This is a genomic window from Streptomyces sp. NPDC101490 (genome assembly GCF_044767145.1).
Taxonomy (GTDB): domain Bacteria; phylum Actinomycetota; class Actinomycetes; order Streptomycetales; family Streptomycetaceae; genus Streptomyces.
This window is the reverse complement of record NZ_JBIWNI010000001.1, coordinates 56,986-74,829: the sequence shown is the minus strand read 5'-3', so window position 1 is coordinate 74,829 and position 17,844 is coordinate 56,986. Positions and strand designations below refer to the sequence as shown.

General features: G+C 73.4%; 15 protein-coding genes and 2 pseudogenes. 6 read left to right on the top strand and 11 right to left on the bottom strand.

What is annotated here, in order from left to right; translation table 11 throughout:
• Positions 1–43: 43 nt before the first annotated feature.
• Positions 44–232 (bottom strand): annotated as a pseudogene (locus ACIRQY_RS00345) (tyrosine-type recombinase/integrase); the annotation flags it as partial.
• A gap of 494 nt (positions 233–726) precedes the next feature.
• Here ACIRQY_RS00345 and ACIRQY_RS00340 point away from each other — a divergent pair.
• Positions 727–1,080 (top strand): hypothetical protein, encoded by a 354-nt coding sequence (locus tag ACIRQY_RS00340; RefSeq protein ID WP_403921049.1) that lies wholly within the window; start codon positions 727–729, stop codon positions 1,078–1,080.
• Between the two features lie 114 nt (positions 1,081–1,194).
• On the opposite strand, the pseudogene ACIRQY_RS00335 reads toward ACIRQY_RS00340, so the two are convergent.
• The 8 genes and pseudogenes from ACIRQY_RS00335 to ACIRQY_RS00300 all read right to left on the bottom strand — a co-directional run bounded on the left by ACIRQY_RS00335 (position 1,195) and on the right by ACIRQY_RS00300 (position 9,938).
• Positions 1,195–1,949, bottom strand: a pseudogene (locus tag ACIRQY_RS00335) (transposase family protein).
• Positions 1,950–2,089: 140 nt separating this feature from the next.
• Entirely contained in the window at positions 2,090–2,770 is a 681-nt protein-coding gene (locus ACIRQY_RS00330; protein ID WP_403921046.1) for a GntR family transcriptional regulator, read from the bottom strand.
• Positions 2,771–2,817: 47 nt separating this feature from the next.
• Positions 2,818–4,203, bottom strand: coding sequence for an aldehyde dehydrogenase family protein (locus ACIRQY_RS00325; RefSeq protein ID WP_403921044.1), 1,386 nt, complete (start codon positions 4,201–4,203; stop codon positions 2,818–2,820).
• A complete protein-coding gene (locus tag ACIRQY_RS00320) occupies positions 4,200–5,204 on the bottom strand; it encodes a proline racemase family protein (protein WP_403921041.1) in 1,005 nt (334 codons plus the stop codon). The genes ACIRQY_RS00325 and ACIRQY_RS00320 overlap by 4 nt, the downstream gene beginning before the upstream one ends.
• A gap of 85 nt (positions 5,205–5,289) precedes the next feature.
• The gene (locus ACIRQY_RS00315) at positions 5,290–6,201 is read right to left on the bottom strand and encodes a dihydrodipicolinate synthase family protein (protein WP_351780385.1); all 912 of its coding nucleotides are present in this window, start codon (positions 6,199–6,201) and stop codon (positions 5,290–5,292) included.
• Between the two features lie 486 nt (positions 6,202–6,687).
• Positions 6,688–8,169 carry an NAD(P)/FAD-dependent oxidoreductase gene (locus ACIRQY_RS00310; protein ID WP_403921038.1) on the bottom strand — a complete coding sequence of 494 codons (1,482 nt, stop codon included), beginning with the start codon at positions 8,167–8,169 and terminating at the stop codon, positions 6,688–6,690.
• Between the two features lie 148 nt (positions 8,170–8,317).
• Positions 8,318–8,632: a (2Fe-2S)-binding protein gene (locus ACIRQY_RS00305; RefSeq protein ID WP_403921037.1), complete on the bottom strand. Its 315-nt coding sequence runs from the start codon at positions 8,630–8,632 to the stop codon at positions 8,318–8,320.
• A gap of 148 nt (positions 8,633–8,780) precedes the next feature.
• The gene (locus tag ACIRQY_RS00300; RefSeq protein WP_403921034.1) at positions 8,781–9,938 is read right to left on the bottom strand and encodes an NAD(P)/FAD-dependent oxidoreductase; all 1,158 of its coding nucleotides are present in this window, start codon (positions 9,936–9,938) and stop codon (positions 8,781–8,783) included.
• A 224-nt stretch (positions 9,939–10,162) separates the two neighbouring features.
• On the opposite strand from ACIRQY_RS00300, the gene ACIRQY_RS00295 reads away from it, so the two are divergent.
• The 5 genes from ACIRQY_RS00295 to ACIRQY_RS00275 are packed head-to-tail and all read left to right on the top strand — an operon-like array spanning position 10,163 to position 15,808.
• Positions 10,163–11,905, top strand: a complete 1,743-nt coding sequence (locus ACIRQY_RS00295) for an ABC transporter substrate-binding protein (protein ID WP_403921031.1) — start codon at positions 10,163–10,165, stop codon at positions 11,903–11,905.
• Positions 11,906–11,917: 12 nt separating this feature from the next.
• Positions 11,918–12,844: an ABC transporter permease gene (locus ACIRQY_RS00290; RefSeq protein WP_403921028.1), complete on the top strand. Its 927-nt coding sequence runs from the start codon at positions 11,918–11,920 to the stop codon at positions 12,842–12,844.
• The gene (locus ACIRQY_RS00285; protein WP_403921026.1) at positions 12,841–13,827 is read left to right on the top strand and encodes an ABC transporter permease; all 987 of its coding nucleotides are present in this window, start codon (positions 12,841–12,843) and stop codon (positions 13,825–13,827) included. The genes ACIRQY_RS00290 and ACIRQY_RS00285 overlap by 4 nt, the downstream gene beginning before the upstream one ends.
• A complete protein-coding gene (locus ACIRQY_RS00280; RefSeq protein WP_403921023.1) occupies positions 13,827–14,831 on the top strand; it encodes an ABC transporter ATP-binding protein in 1,005 nt (334 codons plus the stop codon). Before ACIRQY_RS00285 ends, ACIRQY_RS00280 begins: the two co-directional genes overlap by 1 nt.
• Positions 14,828–15,808 (top strand): ABC transporter ATP-binding protein, encoded by a 981-nt coding sequence (locus ACIRQY_RS00275; protein ID WP_403921021.1) that lies wholly within the window; start codon positions 14,828–14,830, stop codon positions 15,806–15,808. Before ACIRQY_RS00280 ends, ACIRQY_RS00275 begins: the two co-directional genes overlap by 4 nt.
• Before the next feature lie 56 nt (positions 15,809–15,864).
• On the opposite strand, the gene ACIRQY_RS00270 is transcribed toward ACIRQY_RS00275, so the two are convergent.
• A complete protein-coding gene (locus tag ACIRQY_RS00270; RefSeq protein ID WP_403921019.1) occupies positions 15,865–16,800 on the bottom strand; it encodes an ornithine cyclodeaminase family protein in 936 nt (311 codons plus the stop codon).
• The gene (locus ACIRQY_RS00265; RefSeq protein WP_403921016.1) at positions 16,797–17,783 is read right to left on the bottom strand and encodes a proline racemase family protein; all 987 of its coding nucleotides are present in this window, start codon (positions 17,781–17,783) and stop codon (positions 16,797–16,799) included. Before ACIRQY_RS00265 ends, ACIRQY_RS00270 begins: the two co-directional genes overlap by 4 nt.
• Between the last annotated feature and the right edge of the window lie 61 nt (positions 17,784–17,844).

Below are 17,844 nucleotides of genomic sequence, written 5' to 3'. Positions count from 1 at the left end.
AGCGGATGGGTATTGCACGAAGCGGCGGATCGTTGCCGTCGTCGAGTTCGGCGGTGCCGTCTCCAAGGGATCGGAGGGCGTTGCTGAGAGCGTCGATGGCTTGGCACTGGAGGCGGAATCGGACGTGGGCGTACATCGTGGCAGTTGCGCCGATGTGGGCGTGGCCGAGGAGCTCCTTGATGACGACGAGTTCGACTCCCTGCTCCAAAAGCAGAGTCGCTGCCGAGTGTCGGTCCGCCGCACTGACCTCCAGCTCCCGGCCGTCCGGGAACAGGTGGAGGAAGTCCTCCACGGTGTCGACCCAGTGGCAGATACGCGCCGAGAGGTTCATGCGCATCGCAGTGGACAGCATGTCGGCCGACGGTTTTTGCGTGATCAGCCAGAGCCGGACGCCAAACTTGGCGCCCTGCCCGACGATGACCAGCAGTTGGCCCTCGAAGCGTTCGCGAGTTTTACGGTCGGAGTGGCGGGTATAGTTGGCGACCTCGTCGATCACGACCACAAGGAGCAGCAGATCCTCGCTGAAGGTGGTGATGCGGTCGATGCGCAGCCATGCGTATCGGAGGCTTTTTCGCTGGACGTGACAACCCTTGGAGCGGAACCGCGGGCGGAAAGTGCGCGCGGATAAAATACTCGGACCCCTACCTAGGGGAGGGCGGGGTCATGGGTCCCGATGGAAGAGCTGTGACATTCTAATACGGCGCGGACCGGTGAGAGGATGATCCGTTGTCGGATTTCATGGAGGACTACGCTCTCTGGCGACGCCTGCCGTTCCCCAGCCTGCGCCGCGGCGGGAATCTCTTGCACGCGGGAGAGAACCTCGCGCTCATCCATGGCGATCTGGCTCTCGCTGACGGACATGTGACCCAGGTGATCCTGCTTGTGGACGAGGGGATATTCAGGCCGAGCCACGCGGACGTCATGGGGTTACTCGAAGGGGTCATGTCTCGCTTGAGATGTTTCAGCGAAGGCATGACGGCCGAAGAGCGAGAAGTCGCCGACTCCCATTATCGATACGCGGCCCTGCTGCATCGAATCTACAGTGAATTTCTGCGCGTAGGAGCTTCGCCCACTACCTGACCAGCAGAGAATTCTGAAGAGCCGCTCACAGCCCGTGGGCGGCTTCTTCGCCTCCGTCGGAGTCTCTTTGCCTGCGACCGCTGCGCTGACCCAGATGTGGAACAGCGAGCATTTTCAGCGATGTCTCTCCAGGGTGAGGACGGCTTCGGTGATGACGCCCATGCGGCTGGGGCTGATGCGGGATCTGCGGGAGATTTGCCAGGACTTGAGCCGTTCCATGCCTCGTTCGACGTGTGCACGGGCCGGCCCCGGACAGGACCCGGTTCCTGGTCCGCTCGGTGAGAGTGAGTTCATCTCCTGTCGAGCGGCGCTGAGCGGTGGTGACCCAGCCGCCCGCACCGATGTGGGCCGTGTCGGCGAGGATCGGGACGCCCTGGCGTTCGCAGATCCGGAGGATCTTGTGGATGCGGGCTGCCGTCAGGTCGTGGGTCCGGCCCGTCATTGCCGGCGACAGCCACAGGATCTCGTCGGCTGGGTCGGTGACGACCTGCACGTTCACACCGTGCCGCTGGTGTTTTGCCGAGTAGTCGGCCCGGCCGTCGCCAACTCGGTCGCACTCTGCGAGTGTGCCGTCCAGGAGGACGAAGTCCGGATCGTGCTCGCGCAGCGTCTTCAGTGGGCCCGGAGGCTGCTGCGAGCAGGCTGGTGACGGAGGTAACGCAGGCGTGGGCGGTGCCGACGGATGTCCTGAAGGCCGCCGCGAGACGGGCGGGGGTGTCGTGGCGGCACAGGTACACGAGTGCGGCCAGCGCACGGCGGTGCGGAGGGAGTCTGCACCGCCTGTCACCCTCACAGGTGACGACGAGCAGTGTGACCCACTCGATCAGGGCGTGGGGTAGGTCGAGTGCGGCAGGACACGGGACCCACAGGGCTCCTGTACTGCTGAGTCGAGACGTCGAACACCTCTCAACGGCACGGGAGCCCTGTCCGTTGCACGCCCCGACCGCACACGCCCCGTCACCCGATCAGCGTGCCCACTGATCGGGTGAAGCAGGCCCGAAGGCCCGGCTCACCTGCCCGGCGTCTCGTCCCCCACGGCCCACAGGGAGCGGACGTGGCCCAGGTGGCGGGTGATGCAGGCTTCGGCGCCTTCGGCGTCCCCGGCGAGCATCAGGTCGAGGAGTTCCAGGTGTTCCTCGGCCGAGGGGATGAGGTCGCCGCGCTCGTCGAGGGCGGTGAGCCCGTACAGGCGGGAGCGCTTGCGGAGGTCGCCGACGGTCTCGACGAGGCGTTCGTTGCCCGCGAGGCCGAGCAGGGTGAGGTGGAAGAGCCGGTCGGCCTCCAGATAGCCGATGAGGTCGTGGTCGCGGGCGGCGCGCACGATCTCCTCCGCGACGGGCCGCAGGGCCTCCAGGTCCTCGCGGGCCGCGGTGCGGGTGACGAGGACGACCGTCGGGATCTCGATGAGCGCGCGGATCTCGGTGAACTGGTCGAGGTCCCGCTCGTCGACCTCGGTGACCCGGAAGCCCTTGTTGCGGACGGGCTCGACCAGGCCCTCACGGGCCAGGTCGAGCATCGCCTCGCGGACGGGGGTGGCGGAGATCCCGAAGTCCTCGGCCAGGGTGGGCGCCGAGTACACCACGCCCGGACGCAGCTCGCCGGAGATCAGGGCGGCGCGCAGGGCATGGGCGACCTGGTCGCGCAGCCGCTCTCGGGAGGCGTTCAGGTCGCGGTGGGTCAGGTGCCCCATGACGGTGGTGGTCCCTTCGGTTCGGTCTCCTTCACCACCGTACGATGTCATGTCGCGGCGCCCTCGGGTGCCAGGGTGTAGGTCCGGGACGAGGTGTAGAACTCCAGGGCCGCCCCGCCCTGCTCCTTGGGGCCGTGTCCGGACTGCTTGGAGCCGCCGAACGGCAGGTGGAAGTCGACGCCGGTGGAAGGGGCGTTGACCCGGATCATGCCGGTGTCGAGCAGGTCAAGACCGTACAGGGCCGCGTCGAGGCTCCCGGTGTGGACCGAGGTGACGAGGCCGTACGGCACCGCGTTGGTGATCCGTACCGCGTGGGCGAGGTCGTCGGCGGGCAGCAGGGCCGCGACGGGCCCGAACACCTCCTCGTTGAGCAGCCGGTGGCCCGGCGGGACCTTCTCGACCAGGGTCGGGGCCGCGTACCAGCCGGGGGCGTCGGGGACGGTGGCGCCGGCGAGGGCGGAGAGGCCCTGCCAGGCGTCGGCGACCCGGTGACGGGCGCTCTCGTGGACGAGCGGACCGCAGACGGTGGCCGGATCGGCGGGGTCGCCGACCCGGATCGCCCGGAAGGCCTCCGCGAGGGCTTCGCGGAGCGGTTCGAGGGCGGCGCCGACCGCGACGACCCGGCTGGTGGCGGTGCACTTCTGGCCCGCGAACCCGGCGACGGCGGCGGCGATGTGGGCGGCGGCCCTGCCGATGTCGGCGTCGGGCAGGACGATCGCCGCGTTCAGTCCGCCCATCTCGGCCTGGGCGGGGATGCCCCGGGCCGTCGCCGCGCGCGCCACGGCCCGGCCGACGGGGGTGGAGCCGGTGAAGGAGACCACGTCGGCGGCGGAGACGAGCGCGTTGCCCTCGGTGGCGCCGCCGGGCAGCAGGGTGAACACCCGCTCGGGCAGGGCCCGTCCGATGATCTCGGCGAGCCGCTGTGCGCAGGCGGTGGCCTCGGGGGCGGGCTTGAGGACGACCGCGTTGCCGACCGCGAGCGCCGGGGCGGCCTTCCAGCTCGGGATGGCGAAGGGGAAGTTCCAGGGGGTGACGAGTCCGGCGACGCCGTACGGGCGGCGCCGGCTGAGGAGCAGCCCGGCGCCCGCCGCCGTCTCGTGGACGGCGCCGGTCGGCTGGTAGGGGGCCTGGGCGTAGTAGCGCCAGATGGCGGCGGCGCGGGCGATCTCGGCCCTGGCCTCGGTGAGGGGCTTGCCGACCTCGCGGACGGCGAGCGCGGCGAGTTCCCCGGCCTCGGCCTCCAGCGCCGTGGCGACCGCACCGAGGGCGGCGGCGCGGGCGGCGGCCCCGCCGCGCAGCCAGCCGGGCTGGGCGGTGCGGGCCCGTTCGACGGCGTCGGCGGCGGCGAAGGCGCCGGGGGCCCGCAGGCTCACGACGATGTCGTCGGGGTCGGCCGGGTTGCGGGAGACGAGGGTGGATGCGTCGGTGGTCACAGGAGGAAGCCTCCGGGGAAGGGGTCGTCCGGGTCGAGGAAGTACTGGGCGGTGCCGGTGATCCAGGCGCGGCCGGTGACGGTCGGGACGACGGCGGGCAGGCCGCCGACCTCCGTGTCCGCGACGAGGCGGCCGGTGAACCGGGTGCCGATGAAGGATTCGTTGACGAAGTCGCGGTCGAGCGGGAGTTCGCCCCTGGCGTGCAGCTGGGCCATGCGGGCGCTGGTGCCGGTGCCGCACGGGGAGCGGTCGAACCAGCCGGGGTGGATGGCCATGGCGTGCCGCGAGTGGGTGGCGTCGGAGCCGGGGGCGGTGAGGTAGACGTGCTTGAGTCCGGCGATCTCGGGCCGGGTCGGGTGCACGGGCCGGTCGGGGGAGGCGTTGATCGCGTCCATCACGGCGAGTCCGGCGGCGAGGAGGTCGTCCTTGCGGTCGCGGTCGAAGGGCAGTCCGAGCTCGTCGAGGGAGACGAAGGCGTAGAAGTTGCCGCCGAAGGCGAGGTCGTAGCCGACCTTCCCGAGGCCGGGGACGTCCACGGCGCGGTCCAGGGCGACGCTGAAGGCGGGCACGTTGGTGAAGGTGGCGGACTTCGCGGCGCCGTCCTCCACCAGGACGTCGACGGAGACGAGACCGGCCGGGGTGTCGAGCCGCACGGTGGTGACGGGTTCGGTCACCGGGACCATGCCGGTCTCGACGAGGACGGTGGCGACCCCGATGGTGCCGTGGCCGCACATCGGCAGCAGGCCCGACACCTCGATGTAGAGGACCCCGTAGTCGGCGTCGGGGCGGGTGGGCGGCTGGAGGATCGCGCCGCTCATCGCCGCGTGGCCGCGCGGCTCGAACATCAGGAGCGTCCTGAGGTGGTCCAGGTGCTCGATGAAGTGGAGCCTGCGCTCGGCCATGGTGGCGCCGGGTACGACACCGACGCCGCCGGTGATGACCCGGGTGGGCATGCCCTCGGTGTGGGAGTCGACGGCGTGGAAGACGTGACGCGTACGCACGGAGTTCCTTTCGGTGGGCGGGCGGGACGGCCGGGCGGCCGGTGGCCGGGGGTGTCCCCGGCGACCGGCCCGGCGGCCGGGGTCGTCAGCGGTGGCCGTCGGCTACGGCCTTCTCGCTGGCGGTGCGCACGGCGGCCTCGGTGGCGCCGACGAGCGGGAGCCTCGGGGGCCGGGAGCCGCCGCCCTTGCGTCCGGCGATGTCCATGGAGAGCTTGATGGACTGGACGAACTCGACCTTGGAGTCCCAGCGCAGCAGGGAGTGCAGCGAGGAGTAGAGCGAGCGGGCGGTGGCGAGGTCGCCCGTGACGGCGGCGTGGTACAGCTCGGCGCAGCTGGCGGGGAAGGCGTTGGGGTAGCCGGCGATCCAGCCGACGGCACCGGCCAGGGCCAGTTCCAGGAGGACGTCGTCGGCGCCGATCAGGAGGTCGAGCTCCGGGGCGAGTTCGGCGATCTCGTACGCCCGGCGGACGTCGCCGCTGAACTCCTTGACGGCCACGATCGAGCCCTCGCCGTGGATCCTGGCGAGGAGGGCGGGGACGAGGTCCACCTTGGTGTCGATGGGGTTGTTGTAGGCGACGACCGGGATGCCGGTCCGGGCCACGTCGGCGTAGTGGGCGACGACGGCGCGCTCGTCGGCGCGGTAGGCGTTGGGCGGCAGCAGGAGGACCGAGCCGCAGCCCGCCTCGGCGGCCTGCTCGGCCCAGCGGCGGGACTCGGCGCTGCCGTAGGCGGCGACGCCGGGCATGACGCGGGCGCCGTCGCCCGCGGCCTCGACGGCGGTGCGGACGACCCGGGAGCGCTCGTCGGGGGTGAGGGTCTGGTACTCGCCGAGGGAGCCGTTGGGGACGACGCCGTCGCAGCCGTTGGCGATGAGCCAGGCGACGTGCTCCGCGTAGGCGTCGTAGTCGACGGAGAGGTCTTCCCTGAAGGGCAGGGTGGTGGCGACCATGATTCCGCGCCAGGGGTGTTCGGTGGTCCAGGCGGTGGTGGCGTTCATCTCGACGACCTTTCTGTAAGGTGTGACATTTTACTAGGGGAGGTAGGGAAGCCCGCAAGGGGTTTCCATGGACTTTCGAGGTTTCCCCGCGGGGCCGGACGGGGGTCCGGTGGGACTCGTACGCCCCTGCCCGGTTACGCACCGGGACGGGGGGTTGTGGCCGGTACTCGCCGGTCTCGACGGGTATCGGCTGGTCGTTGAGGGGTCGGACGGGTAGGCCCGACCCTTGGGGCCGGACGGTTGCCGTCCGGCCTCGCGGGGGCGTCCGGCCTCGCGGGGGCGTCTGCGCTCCGCCGGGGCTTCGCCGAGGACCGCCGCCGGGAGGTCTCCCCGGGTCTCGGGAGACGGCTCCGTGAGGGCCTCGGGTACGTGTGCCCTCCGCGCGATCCCGGCGGACTCCCGGGTGGGTGGGCTCCACGATCCCAGCGGACCGGTGCTCCTTGAGGCCTCGGCGGAACCCCCGGGAGCTGCCGCCCCGCGAGGGTCCTACCTGGTCACGGGCGGTGGCTCGGCAGGGGCGTCCAGCGCCGCGAGCGCCGACAGCGGTACGGGCACGGCGAGCGGACGGCGTTCGGCGGGCGGTTCGGGGGCTCCTCCCTGGGCCGCCAGACAGGCCACGGCCGTCCCGCACATCCGGCCCTGGCACCAGCCCATCCCGGCCCGGGTGAGGAGCTTCACGGTACGGGCGTCCCGCGCGCCCAGTTCGTCGACCGCCTCGCGGACGCGGCCCGCCGGGACCTCCTCGCAGCGGCAGACGTCCGTCGTGTCGGTCAGCCAGCCGGTCCAGCCGGGCCCCGGGGCGTGCGCGGCGGACATCACGTCGGCGAAGGCGCGCATCCGGTCCCGGCGGCGGCGCAGCGCGCCCACGGCGGGACCCCCGGTGCGGCGCCCCAGGAGACGGGCGGCGATCGTCCGGCCCGCCAGTTCCCCCTCGGTGCGGGCGAGTTCCGCGCCGCCCACGCCGCCGGTCTCCCCCGCCGCCCACAGCCCCGGCACCGAACTCTCCTGGGACTCGTCCAGGGCGAGGCCGAGGGTCCCGTCGGGCAGGGCGCGGGTGGCGCAGCCGACGGCGGTGGCCAGCTCGATCTGGGGCACGAGCCCGTGCCCGACCGCGAGGGCGTCGCACACGATCCGGCGGCCCGTCCCCGGCAGTGGCCGCCAGTCGCGGTCCAGCCGGGAGACCGTGACGGCCTCCACCCGGTCGGTGCCGTGCACCTCGGTCACCGCGCTGCGGGCCCGTACCGGCACCCGGTGGCGGACCAGGGCCGCGCCGTGCGTCAGGGCCTCGACGGCCTTGTGCGGGTTGGTGACGAGGGCGCGGGGCGTCCGGGCGTACCGCAGGTACCCGGCCGCCTCGACCACGGCGGGGACGCGGGCGCCCGCGGCGGCGAGGGAGGAGGCGACGGCGAGCAGCAGGGGTCCGCTGCCCGCCACGACGACGCGGCGGCCGGGCAGGACGAGCCCGGACTTGAGCATGGCCTGGGCGCCTCCGGCGCCGACGACGCCGGGCAGGGTCCAGCCGGGGAAGGGCAGTTGGCGTTCGTAGGCCCCGGTGGCGAGGAGCAGGGCGCGGGCCCTGATCCGTACGGGCGCCTCGTCGGCCCCGTCGGCGCCGGTGAGGGCGTGCGCGGTCCAGGTGCCGTCGGGCTCCCGTACGACGGACCACACGTGATGGCCGGTCAGGTGCTCGGCCCCGCTGCCCGCGAGGCGGCGGCGCAGGTCGGTGAAGGCGGACCAGTCGTGGTGCAGCGCTTCGGGCCGGACGGCGCCGAGGGCGGGCGCGGGATGCCGGTAGAACTGGCCGCCGGGCTGGGTGGAGGAGTCCAGGAGTGCTACGGAGAGGCCGAGTTCGGCGGCGGCGACGGCCCCGGCGAGCCCGGCGACCCCGGCCCCGACGACGACGAGGTCCCGGAGGGGGGCGGAGGTGCCGGGCGGCGGCGTGACGGAGGCCGCGGTGGCGGGGGCCACGACAACAGGTGCCGTGGCGGCGGAGGCCGCGACAACGGGTGCCGTGGCACGGGCCGGAGCGACAGAAGTCGTGGTGTCGGGGGCCGGAGCGACAGGATCCGTGGTGTCGGGGGCCGAGGCGTCCGCCGTCGTGCCCGCTCCCCCGTTCTCAGACGCCGAGGTGGTCATGGCCGTGGCCCTCCTGGGTCGTGACGGTGTCGCCGGGGCGGGCCGGGACCAGGCAGGCGCGGCGGTTGGGGGTGCCGTTGACGGTGGCGAGGCAGTCGTAGCACTGGCCGATGCCGCAGAACGCGCCGCGCGGCCGTCCTCCGTCGCGGGTGGTGCGCCAGGCCAGGATGCCCGCGCCCCACAGGGCCGCGGCGACGGTCTGGCCGGGCAGGACGGTGACCGGGCGGCCGTCGAAGGTGATCTCGAACGGCGGCTCGGGGCGGGCTCCGACCAGGTCGGCGGGGGTACGGGACACGGGCCCTCCTCTCGGGGCGACGGGGTGCGCGGGACGGGCCGCGCGGACGGGTGCGTGAGTCGGGCTACGGGAAGGGTGCGCGGGTCGGCTGCGCGGGTCGGGCCACGGAGGCGGGTGCGCGAGGCAGACCCCGGGGGCGGGGAAGCGGTCAGACCCCGGGGGCGGGGAAGCGGTCGGGGCGGAACGGGTGGATGTCGAGGGGAGGCGCGGTGCCGGTGAGGCAGGCGGCGACGATCTGCCCGGTGGCGGGGGCGAGACCGATGCCCGCGCCCTCGTGTCCGCAGGCGTGCAGGAGGCCGGGGACGCGCGGGTCGGGTCCGACGGCGGGCAGGTGGTCGGGCAGGTAGGGCCGGAAGCCGGGGTAGGCGCGGATGGCCCGTACGGTGCCGAGGACGGGGAAGAGGGCGGTGGCCCCGGCGGCGAGGCGGCGGAGCACCTCGGTGGACAGGCTCCGGTCGAAGCCGACGCGTTCCCTGCTGGCGCCGATGAGGACGGGCCCGGCGGGGGTGCCCTCGACGACGGCGGAGGTCTGGAGGGCGGCGGAGCCGCTGGCGACGTCGGCCACGTAGTCGGCGGCGTACACCTTGTGGCGGACGACGCGGGGCAGGGGTTCGGTGACGAGGACGAAGCCCCGGCGGGGCAGGACGGGGAGGTGGACGCCGGCGAGCGCGGCGACGGCGCCGCCCCAGGTCCCGGCGGCGTTGACGACGTGGGGAGCGTGGAGTTCGCGGGTGGCGGTCCGTACCCCGCGGACCGCTCCGTCCGCGCCGGTGAGGAGCGCGGTGACCTCCTCACCGAGCGCGAGCCGGACCCGGCCGCCCGCGCCGCCGAGCAGCCGCGCGGCGGCGTGGGCGGGCATCACCTGGGCGTCCTGCGGGTAGTGGAAGCCGCCGGTGAGGCCCGGTGCGAGATGGGGCTCCAGATCGTGGAGCCGGTCCCCCGGCACCTCGTGGGCGACGACACCGGCCTTCCGCTGCCGGGCCGCGAAGACGCGGAGGGCGTCCATCCCGGTCTCCCCGGAGGCGACCACGAGCCCGCCCTTGGCCTCGTACTCGACGGACGGCGGGAGCCGGTCGGCGAGTTCGGTCCACAGCGCCGTGGACAGGAGGGCCAGGTCGAGTTCGGGGCCGGGCTCCTTGTCGGAGACCAGGAGGTTGCCCTCGCCCGCACCGGTCGTGCCGCCCGCGACGGGACCGCGGTCGACGACGGTGACGGTGAGGCCGGAGCGGGCCGCGTAGTGGGCGCAGGCTGCGCCGACCATGCCGGCGCCGATGACGATGACGTCCGAGGTTTCTCTCGTGGGCACGGCAGTAATATTTCACATTGCACTAGACCTGCCAAGACCCCGGAACGGAGCATCTCCGATGACGGGGCGGCCGGGGAACGGCCCCCGGACACGGATCCGTAACGTCCTTCCCGATGCCTTGTCAGTGCAATTTCACATTACTATGTTACCGGTCACATTCCAGCTCGCACCTCGGCGCACACCCTGGCCCGCGGCTGTCCCCCTGCTCCCCGGAGTGACCACCCATGAAGAAGCGCACCCGCACCCTGGCCACCGCCCTGGTGACGACCCTGGCCCTCGGCGCGACCGGCTGCTCCGGCGCCGCGAAGACCGGCGGCGAGCGCCCCGGCAGGAACCCCGCGACCGCCAACCTCGGCACGGTCCTCGGCGGCACCCCGCAGAAGGGCGGCACCCTCACCGTCCTGTCCAACCAGGACTTCACCCATCTCGACCCCGCCCGCAACTGGGTCATGGGCGACATGGACTTCGGCACCCGCCTGCTCTACCGCACCCTCGTGACCTACCGCGCCGCGGCCGGCCCCCGGGGCAGCGAGCTCGTCCCGGACCTCGCCGAGAACCTCGGCGTCCCCTCCAACGGCGCCAGGACCTGGACCTTCACCCTCAAGCCCGGCCTGAAGTACGAGGACGGCACCCCGATCACCTCGCGGGACGTCAAGCACAACGTCGAACGGTCCTTCTCCCCCGACCTGCCCGGCGGCCCCGACTACGCGGCCCGCTACCTCGCCGGGGCCGAGGGCTACCAGGGCCCCGCCACCGGCAAGCACCTCGCCTCCGTGAAGACCCCCGACGACCGGACCGTCGTCTTCGAACTCCGCACCCCCTTCGCCGAGTTCCCCTACGCCGCCACCCTGCCCACCTTCGCGCCCGTGCCCCCGGCCCAGGACAAGGGCCCCCAGTACGACAACCGGCCCTTCTCCTCCGGCCCGTACAAGATCGAGAGCTACGCCCGCGACAAGCAGCTGGTCCTCGTCCGCAACACGCACTGGAGCCCCGGCACGGACACCGTCCGCAAGGCGTACCCGGACAGGATCGTCGTCACCATGGGCCTCAAGGCCAACCAGATCGACGACCGGCTCGTCGCCTCCACCGGACCCGACGCCTCCGCCGTCCCCTGGGACAAGCTCCGCCCCGAGTCCACCCCCAAGGTCCTCACCGTGCCCGCCGTCCGGGCGCGCCTGCTCGCCGAGTCGACCAGCTGTACCGAGATGGTCCAGATGCACACCGGCCGCGCGCCCTTCGACGACGTCCGGGTGCGCAAGGCCCTCCAGTACGCCCTGGACCGCGAGGCCGTCCTCACCGCCTCCGGCGGCCCCGCGCTCAACGACCCCGCCACCGCCCTCATGCCCGGCTTCCTCTTCGGCGGCAAGCAGCCCGACACCCTCGGCATCCCGCTCACCGGCGACGTCGACAAGGCCAAGCAGCTCCTGAAGGAGGCCGGGAAGGCCGACGGCTTCAGCACCTCCCTCACCGTCTCCAACGGCGACAAGGCCGTCGGCGAGGCCGTCCAGCAGTCCCTGGGCCGCGCCGGGATCAAGGTCACCATCGAGACCGTCGACCCGTCCGCCTTCTACGACACCATCGGCGACACCAAGAGCCGCACCGACCTCGTCTACACCGGCTGGTGCCCCGACTACCCGTCCGGCTCGACCTTCCTGCCCTTCGTCTTCGACGGCCGGTACATCAAGGAGAAGGGCAACTCCGGCAACCACTCGCTCTTCCGCGACGACGCCACGATGAAGCGCATGGACCAGATCGCGGCCATGCCCGACGCCGTCCTGGCGGGCAAGGCCTGGCGGGAGCTCGACGGACAGATCCTCGCGAAGGCGCCCACCGCGCCCGCCGTCGTCGAGCGCAAGCCCCTGCTCATCGGCACCAACGTCGCCGGAGCCTTCGGCCACATCTCCTACGGCGGCCAGCTCGACTACGCGACGGTCGGCCTCAAGGACCCCTCGAAGAGCGCGAACTGAGAACCGGGCCCGATGACCACCACCTCCGCACCTCCCGCACGCGGTGACGGCGCCCTCAGGCTCGTCCGCGCCGAACTGCGCCGCCGCCCCGCCGCCCGCCTCTCCCTCGGCGTGGTCGCGCTCCTCGCCCTCCTCACCGTGGCCGCCCCGCTGATCGCCCCGCTGGGCGGCTGGGGCCCGGACGAGTTCGACAGGAGCGCCATCGACCCCTACCTCGGCGGCCTGCCCCTCGGGCCGCTCGGCGGGGTCTCCGCCGAGCACTGGCTCGGCGTCGAACCCGTCACCGGGCGCGACCTGTTCGCCCGGGTCGTGCACGGCGCCCAGGTGTCCCTGCTCATCGCCTTCTCCGCGACGGCCATCGTGGTCGTCGCGGGGACGGCGGCGGGCATCGCCGCGGGCTACTTCGGCGGCCGGACCGACACCGTGCTCTCCCGCCTGATGGACCTCACCATGTCCTTCCCCTCCCTCATCTTCATGATCGCGATGATGTCGGTGGCCCGGGACGTCAACCGGATCGTCCTCATGACCGCCGTCATCGGCCTCTTCGGCTGGCCCGGCATCGCCCGCGTCGTCCGCGGCCAGACCCTCTCGCTCAAGCACCGCGAGTACGTCGACGCCGCCCGCGTCGGCGGCTCGGGCCCCTGGCGCATCCTCGTCCGCGAGATCCTCCCGGGCGTCGCGGGGCCGGTCATCGCGTACACCACGCTCATCGTCCCCGGGATGATCGCCACCGAGGCCGCCCTCAGCTACCTCGGCGTCGGCGTCCGCCCGCCCACCCCCTCCTGGGGCCAGATGATCGCCGAGAGCGTCGCCTACTACGACACGGACCCCATGTACTTCGCCGTCCCGAGCCTCTGCCTCTTCCTCACCGTGCTCGCCTTCACCCTGCTCGGCGACGCGCTCCGCGACGTCCTCGACCCCCGGGGAGGCGGCGCGTGACCGCCTACCTCGGCCGTCGTCTCCTCGGTGTGCTCGGCGTGCTCGTCGCCATCGCCGCCGTCACCTTCGCCATCTTCTACGTCCTGCCCTCCGACCCCGCCGCCGCGGCCTGCGGCAAGTCGTGCAGCGCCGAACGGCTGGAGGCCATCCGCGCCAACATGGGCCTCGACGCGCCCCTGTGGCGCCAGTTCGCCGACTTCGTCACCGGCATCTTCACCGGCCGCACCCTGGGCACCGGCCAGTACGCCCTGCGCTGCGACTTCCCCTGCCTCGGCTACTCGTACGAGAACAGCCAGGACGTCTGGGGACTCCTCGTCGACCGGCTCCCGGTCTCCGCGTCGCTCGCCCTCGGCGCCGCCGCCCTGTGGCTGCTGCTGGGGCTCACCGCCGGGGTCACCGCCGCCCTGCGCAAGGACACCCTCACCGACCGGGCCCTGATGGTCGGCGCGGTCGCCGCCGCCTCGCTGCCGGTCTACTTCACCTCGGTGATGCTGATCTACGGCTTCATCAGGACCACCGGGCTGCTCCCCTACCCGCAGTACGTGCCGTTCGGCACCGACCCGCTCTCCTGGGCCTCCAACCTGCTGCTGCCCTGGCTGGCGCTGGCCCTCCTCTACGCCGCCATGTACGCCCGGCAGAGCCGGAGTTCGATGATCGAGAGCATGGCGGAGCCGTACATCCGCACCGCCCGCGCCAAGGGCCTCCCGCGCCGGACCGTGGTCGTCAAGCACGGCCTGCGCGCCGGAATGACCCCGATCCTGACCATCTTCGGCATGGACCTCGGCGGGCTGCTCGCGGGGGCGGTCATCACCGAGTCCATCTTCGGACTCCCCGGCGTCGGACGCCTCTTCTACGGCGCCCTGTCCACCGGAGACCAGCCGGTCGTCCTCGGCGTCACCCTGCTCGCCGCCACCTTCATCGTCGTCGCCAACCTGGCCGTCGACCTGCTGTACGCCGTCGTCGACCCGCGAGTGAGGTACTGATGGCCGACCCCGGCCCCCTCCTGTCGGTACGGGACCTCAGCGTCACCTTCCCGACCGAGCGCGGCCCCGTCCGGGCCGTCGACTCCCTCTCCTTCGACGTGCCGCCCGGCCGGACCCTCGGCATCGTCGGCGAGTCCGGCTCCGGCAAGTCGGTCACCTCCCTCGCCGTCATGGGCCTGCACACCCGCGCCGAGGTCACCGGCTCCGTCACCCTCTCCGGGCGCGAACTGGTCGGGCTGCCCGACCGCGAGCTGAACACCCTGCGCGGGCGCCGGATGGCCATGATCTTCCAGGACCCGCTGTCCAGCCTCCACCCCTACTACACCGTCGGCGAGCAGGTCGCCGAACACCACCGGGTCCACTTCGGCTCCCGGCGCGCCGCCGCCCGCGAGCGGGCCGTGGCGGCGCTCGCGGAGGTCGGCATCCCCGAGCCCCGGCGCCGGGCGGGCGAGTACCCGCACCAGTTCTCCGGCGGGATGCGCCAGCGCGTGATGATCGCGATGGCCCTCGTCTGCGAGCCCGACCTGCTCATCGCCGACGAGCCCACGACCGCCCTCGACGTCACCGTGCAGGCCCAGATCCTGGACCTGATCGCCCGTCTCCAGCAGGACCGGGGCCTCTCCGTCGTCATGATCACCCATGATCTGGGGGTGGTCGCCCGGGTCGCCCACGAGGTGCTCGTGATGTACGGCGGGCGGGCCGCCGAACAGGCCCCGGTGGACGCCCTGTTCGCGTCCCCCGCGCACCCCTACACCCAGGGTCTGCTCGACTCGCTGCCCCGGCTCGACGACCCCGACGACGTCCCGCTGCGGGCCATCCCGGGCAGCCCGCCGTCCCTGCTCGAACCGGCACCCGGGTGCGCGTTCGCGCCCCGCTGTCCCCGGGCCGCCGCCGGCACCGCCGGGGAGCGCGCCCGCTGCGGGGAGGAACGCCCCCTCCCCGGCGGTCCGGAGGGCCACCGGACCGCCTGCCACTTCCCCGCGTACGAAGGCGCCGCCCGATGACCACCAGCCCCCCGCCCCTCCTCAGCGTGCGGGACCTCGTCATGACGTTCCCGGGCCGCCGCCGGGGCTCGGCCCCGGTCCGCGCCGTCGACGGCGTCGGCTTCGACGTGGCCGAGGGCGAGACGCTCGGCCTGGTCGGCGAGTCCGGCTGCGGGAAGTCGACCACCGGCCGGGCGATCGTACGGCTCCTGGAACCGACGTCCGGGAGCGTCACGTACGACGGCAGGGACATCAGCCGGCTGTCCCAGCGGGCGCTGAAGCCGCTCCGCCGCGACCTCCAGATGGTCTTCCAGGACCCGCACTCCTCCCTCAACCCCCGCCAGACGGTGGCCAGGATCATCTCCGACCCGCTGCTCGTCCAGGGCGAGTCGGCGGCCTCGGCGCGGAAACGGGCCGTGGAGCTGATGGAGCTGGTGGGCCTCATCCCCGAGCACGTGGACCGCCGTCCCCACGAGTTCTCCGGCGGGCAGGCCCAGCGCATCGGCATCGCCCGCGCCCTGGCCACCGGCCCCCGGCTCGTGGTCGCCGACGAACCGGTCTCCGCCCTCGACGTCTCCGTCCAGGCGCAGATCGTCAACCTCATGGAACGGCTCCAGCGCGAACTCGGCCTCGCCTACCTCTTCATCGCCCACGACCTGTCCGTGGTGAAACGGGTCTGCGACCGGGTGGCCGTCATGTACCTCGGCCGGATCGTCGAGATCGGCACCAAGGAACGGGTGTACGGGGCCCCCGCGCACCCCTACACCCGGGCGCTGCTGTCCGCCGTGCCGCTGCCGGACCCGGCGGCCGAGCGGCGCCGGGAGCGGATCACCCTGCTCGGCGACCCGCCGAGCCCGGCCGCTCCCCCGCCGGGCTGCACCTTCCATCCGCGCTGTCCCAAGGCGCGGGAGATCTGCCGGACGGAGGCGCCGCCGCTGCGGATCGCGGCGCCCGGCGAGGCGCGGGAGGTCGCCTGCCACTTCCCCGAGGGCCCCTGAGCCCGCGCCGAAGTGCCCCGGTCCCGCCGTGCGGCGGGACCGGGGCACCGGTGCGTTCAGCCCTCGCGGGCGGCCAGGTACAGGGCGGTGGCGAGGGCCAGGTCCTCCCAGGCCATGCCCACGCTCTTGAAGAAGCGGGGGCGGTCCTCCCGGGGCGGCCGACGGCCGGTCACCAGCTCCGCGAGGTCGCCGGTGACGTGGCCGGGGCCGATCGCGCCCTCGGCCATCGGCACCAGGAGGTCGCCCGCCTCCCGCAGCGCCGCGGAGCGGGCCTCCACATAGACCTCGGAGCGGACCACGAGCGCGGTGTCGGTCTCCCGGGCCTCCGGTTCGTGCGAGCCGACCGCGACGACGGTGGCGCCGGGCGCCACCAGGGTCCCGTCGAAGAGCGGTTCGCGGGCCGTGGTGCAGCAGACCACCAGATCGGCCCCGGCGACGTCGGCGGGCGTGCCGGTGCGGGCGGGGACGCCGAGGTTCCGCGCGTATCCGGTGAGGGCGCGGCCCCCGGCCTCGTTGCGGGCGACGACCACGGTCTCGGCGACCTCGCGTACGGCCAGGACGGCATCGAGGTGCGCGTACGCCTGCGGTCCCGAGCCGAAGAGGAGCAGGCGCAGGGGCCGGTCGGCCGGGGTGAGGGCGCGGACGGCGAGGGCGGAGACGGCCGGGGTGCGCAGTTCGGTGAGCGCCGGTCCGTCGAGGAGGGCGAGCGGGCGCAGGTCGGCGCCGTCGAGGAGGAGGTAGGAGCCGGTGATGCGGGGCAGTCCCCTGGCGGTGTTGCCGGGGGCGATTCCGACGATCTTGACTCCGGCGTAGGAGTCGAAGGCGGCGGGCATCATGAGGAGCTCGCCCGCCGGGACGGGGACGGAGGTGCGGTGCGGTGCGGCGTCGGGGTCGAATCCGGCGCGCAGGACGTCGGCGAGGACGTCGGTGGCGGCGGCGGGTCCGAGCAGCCGGGCGGTGGCGGCGGCGTCGAGGACGAGGGGTGTGGTCACAGCAGGAATCCTGCTCCCAGGGTGTCGTCGGGGTCGAGGAGGAAGGTGTGTTCCCCGGTGCGGTGGGTGGTTCCGGTGACCTCGGTGATGCCGTGGGCGAGGAGGCGGCCGGTGAAGGCGGTGCCGACGACGGACTCGTGGTGCAGGGTGCCGCCGGGGGCGATCCGGCCGTCGTCGCCGAGCAGGAGGAGACGGGCGGAGGTGCCGGAGCCGCAGGGCGAGCGGTCGATCTGGCCGTCGGCGAAGACGGTGACGTTGCGCTGGGCGGGGCCTTCGGGGGTGTCGGGCAGGTCCTCGTGGAGGATGACGCCGTAGACGTCGTGCCCGGGGAGGGCGGCGCGGATCTCCCGCCCGGCGCGGACGAGGTCGGGCAGGGCGGGTACGGAGACGCCGAGGCCGAGCTCGCGGGCGGCGACGGAGACGTAGAGGGCCCCGGAGTCGACGAGGTCGGCGCGGACGGTGCCGAAGGTGGTGGTGGCGGGGACCTCGCGGGCCAGGACGCGGCCGGGGACGTTGCGGAAGGTGACGGCGGTGGTGCGTCCCCCGGCGCGGTGGACGGTGGCGGTGACCCGGCCGGAGGGGACGTCGACGCGGACGGGGACGGTGCCGTCGTCGGGGGCGGGGACGCGTCCGGTGTCGACGGCCCAGGCGCCGAGGGCCATCGTGCCGTGGCCGCAGGCGGTGGAGTAGCCGTCCTTGTGCCAGAAGAGGACGCCGAAGTGGGCGCCGTCGTCGTCGGGCGGCACGACGAAGCCGCCGTACATCCCGGCGTGGCCCCGTGGTTCCCGGGAGAGCAGGCGGCGCAGGTCGTCGAGGGGTCCGGGGCGGGGGTCGGTGCCGGTGCCGCCGGGGCCGAGCGCGGTGGCGCGGCGTTCGGCGACGGTGTCGCCGGGGACCGGGGGCAGGTCCGTGTGGACGATCCGGAAGGGCTCGCCCGCGGTGTGGTAGTCGGTGGTGCGGACCGTGTACGGGATGGTGCTCACGAAGGACGGCCTCCGGGGTGCGGGAACGGGGAGGGAAACGGGCCGGCCCTCCCCCGTGGAG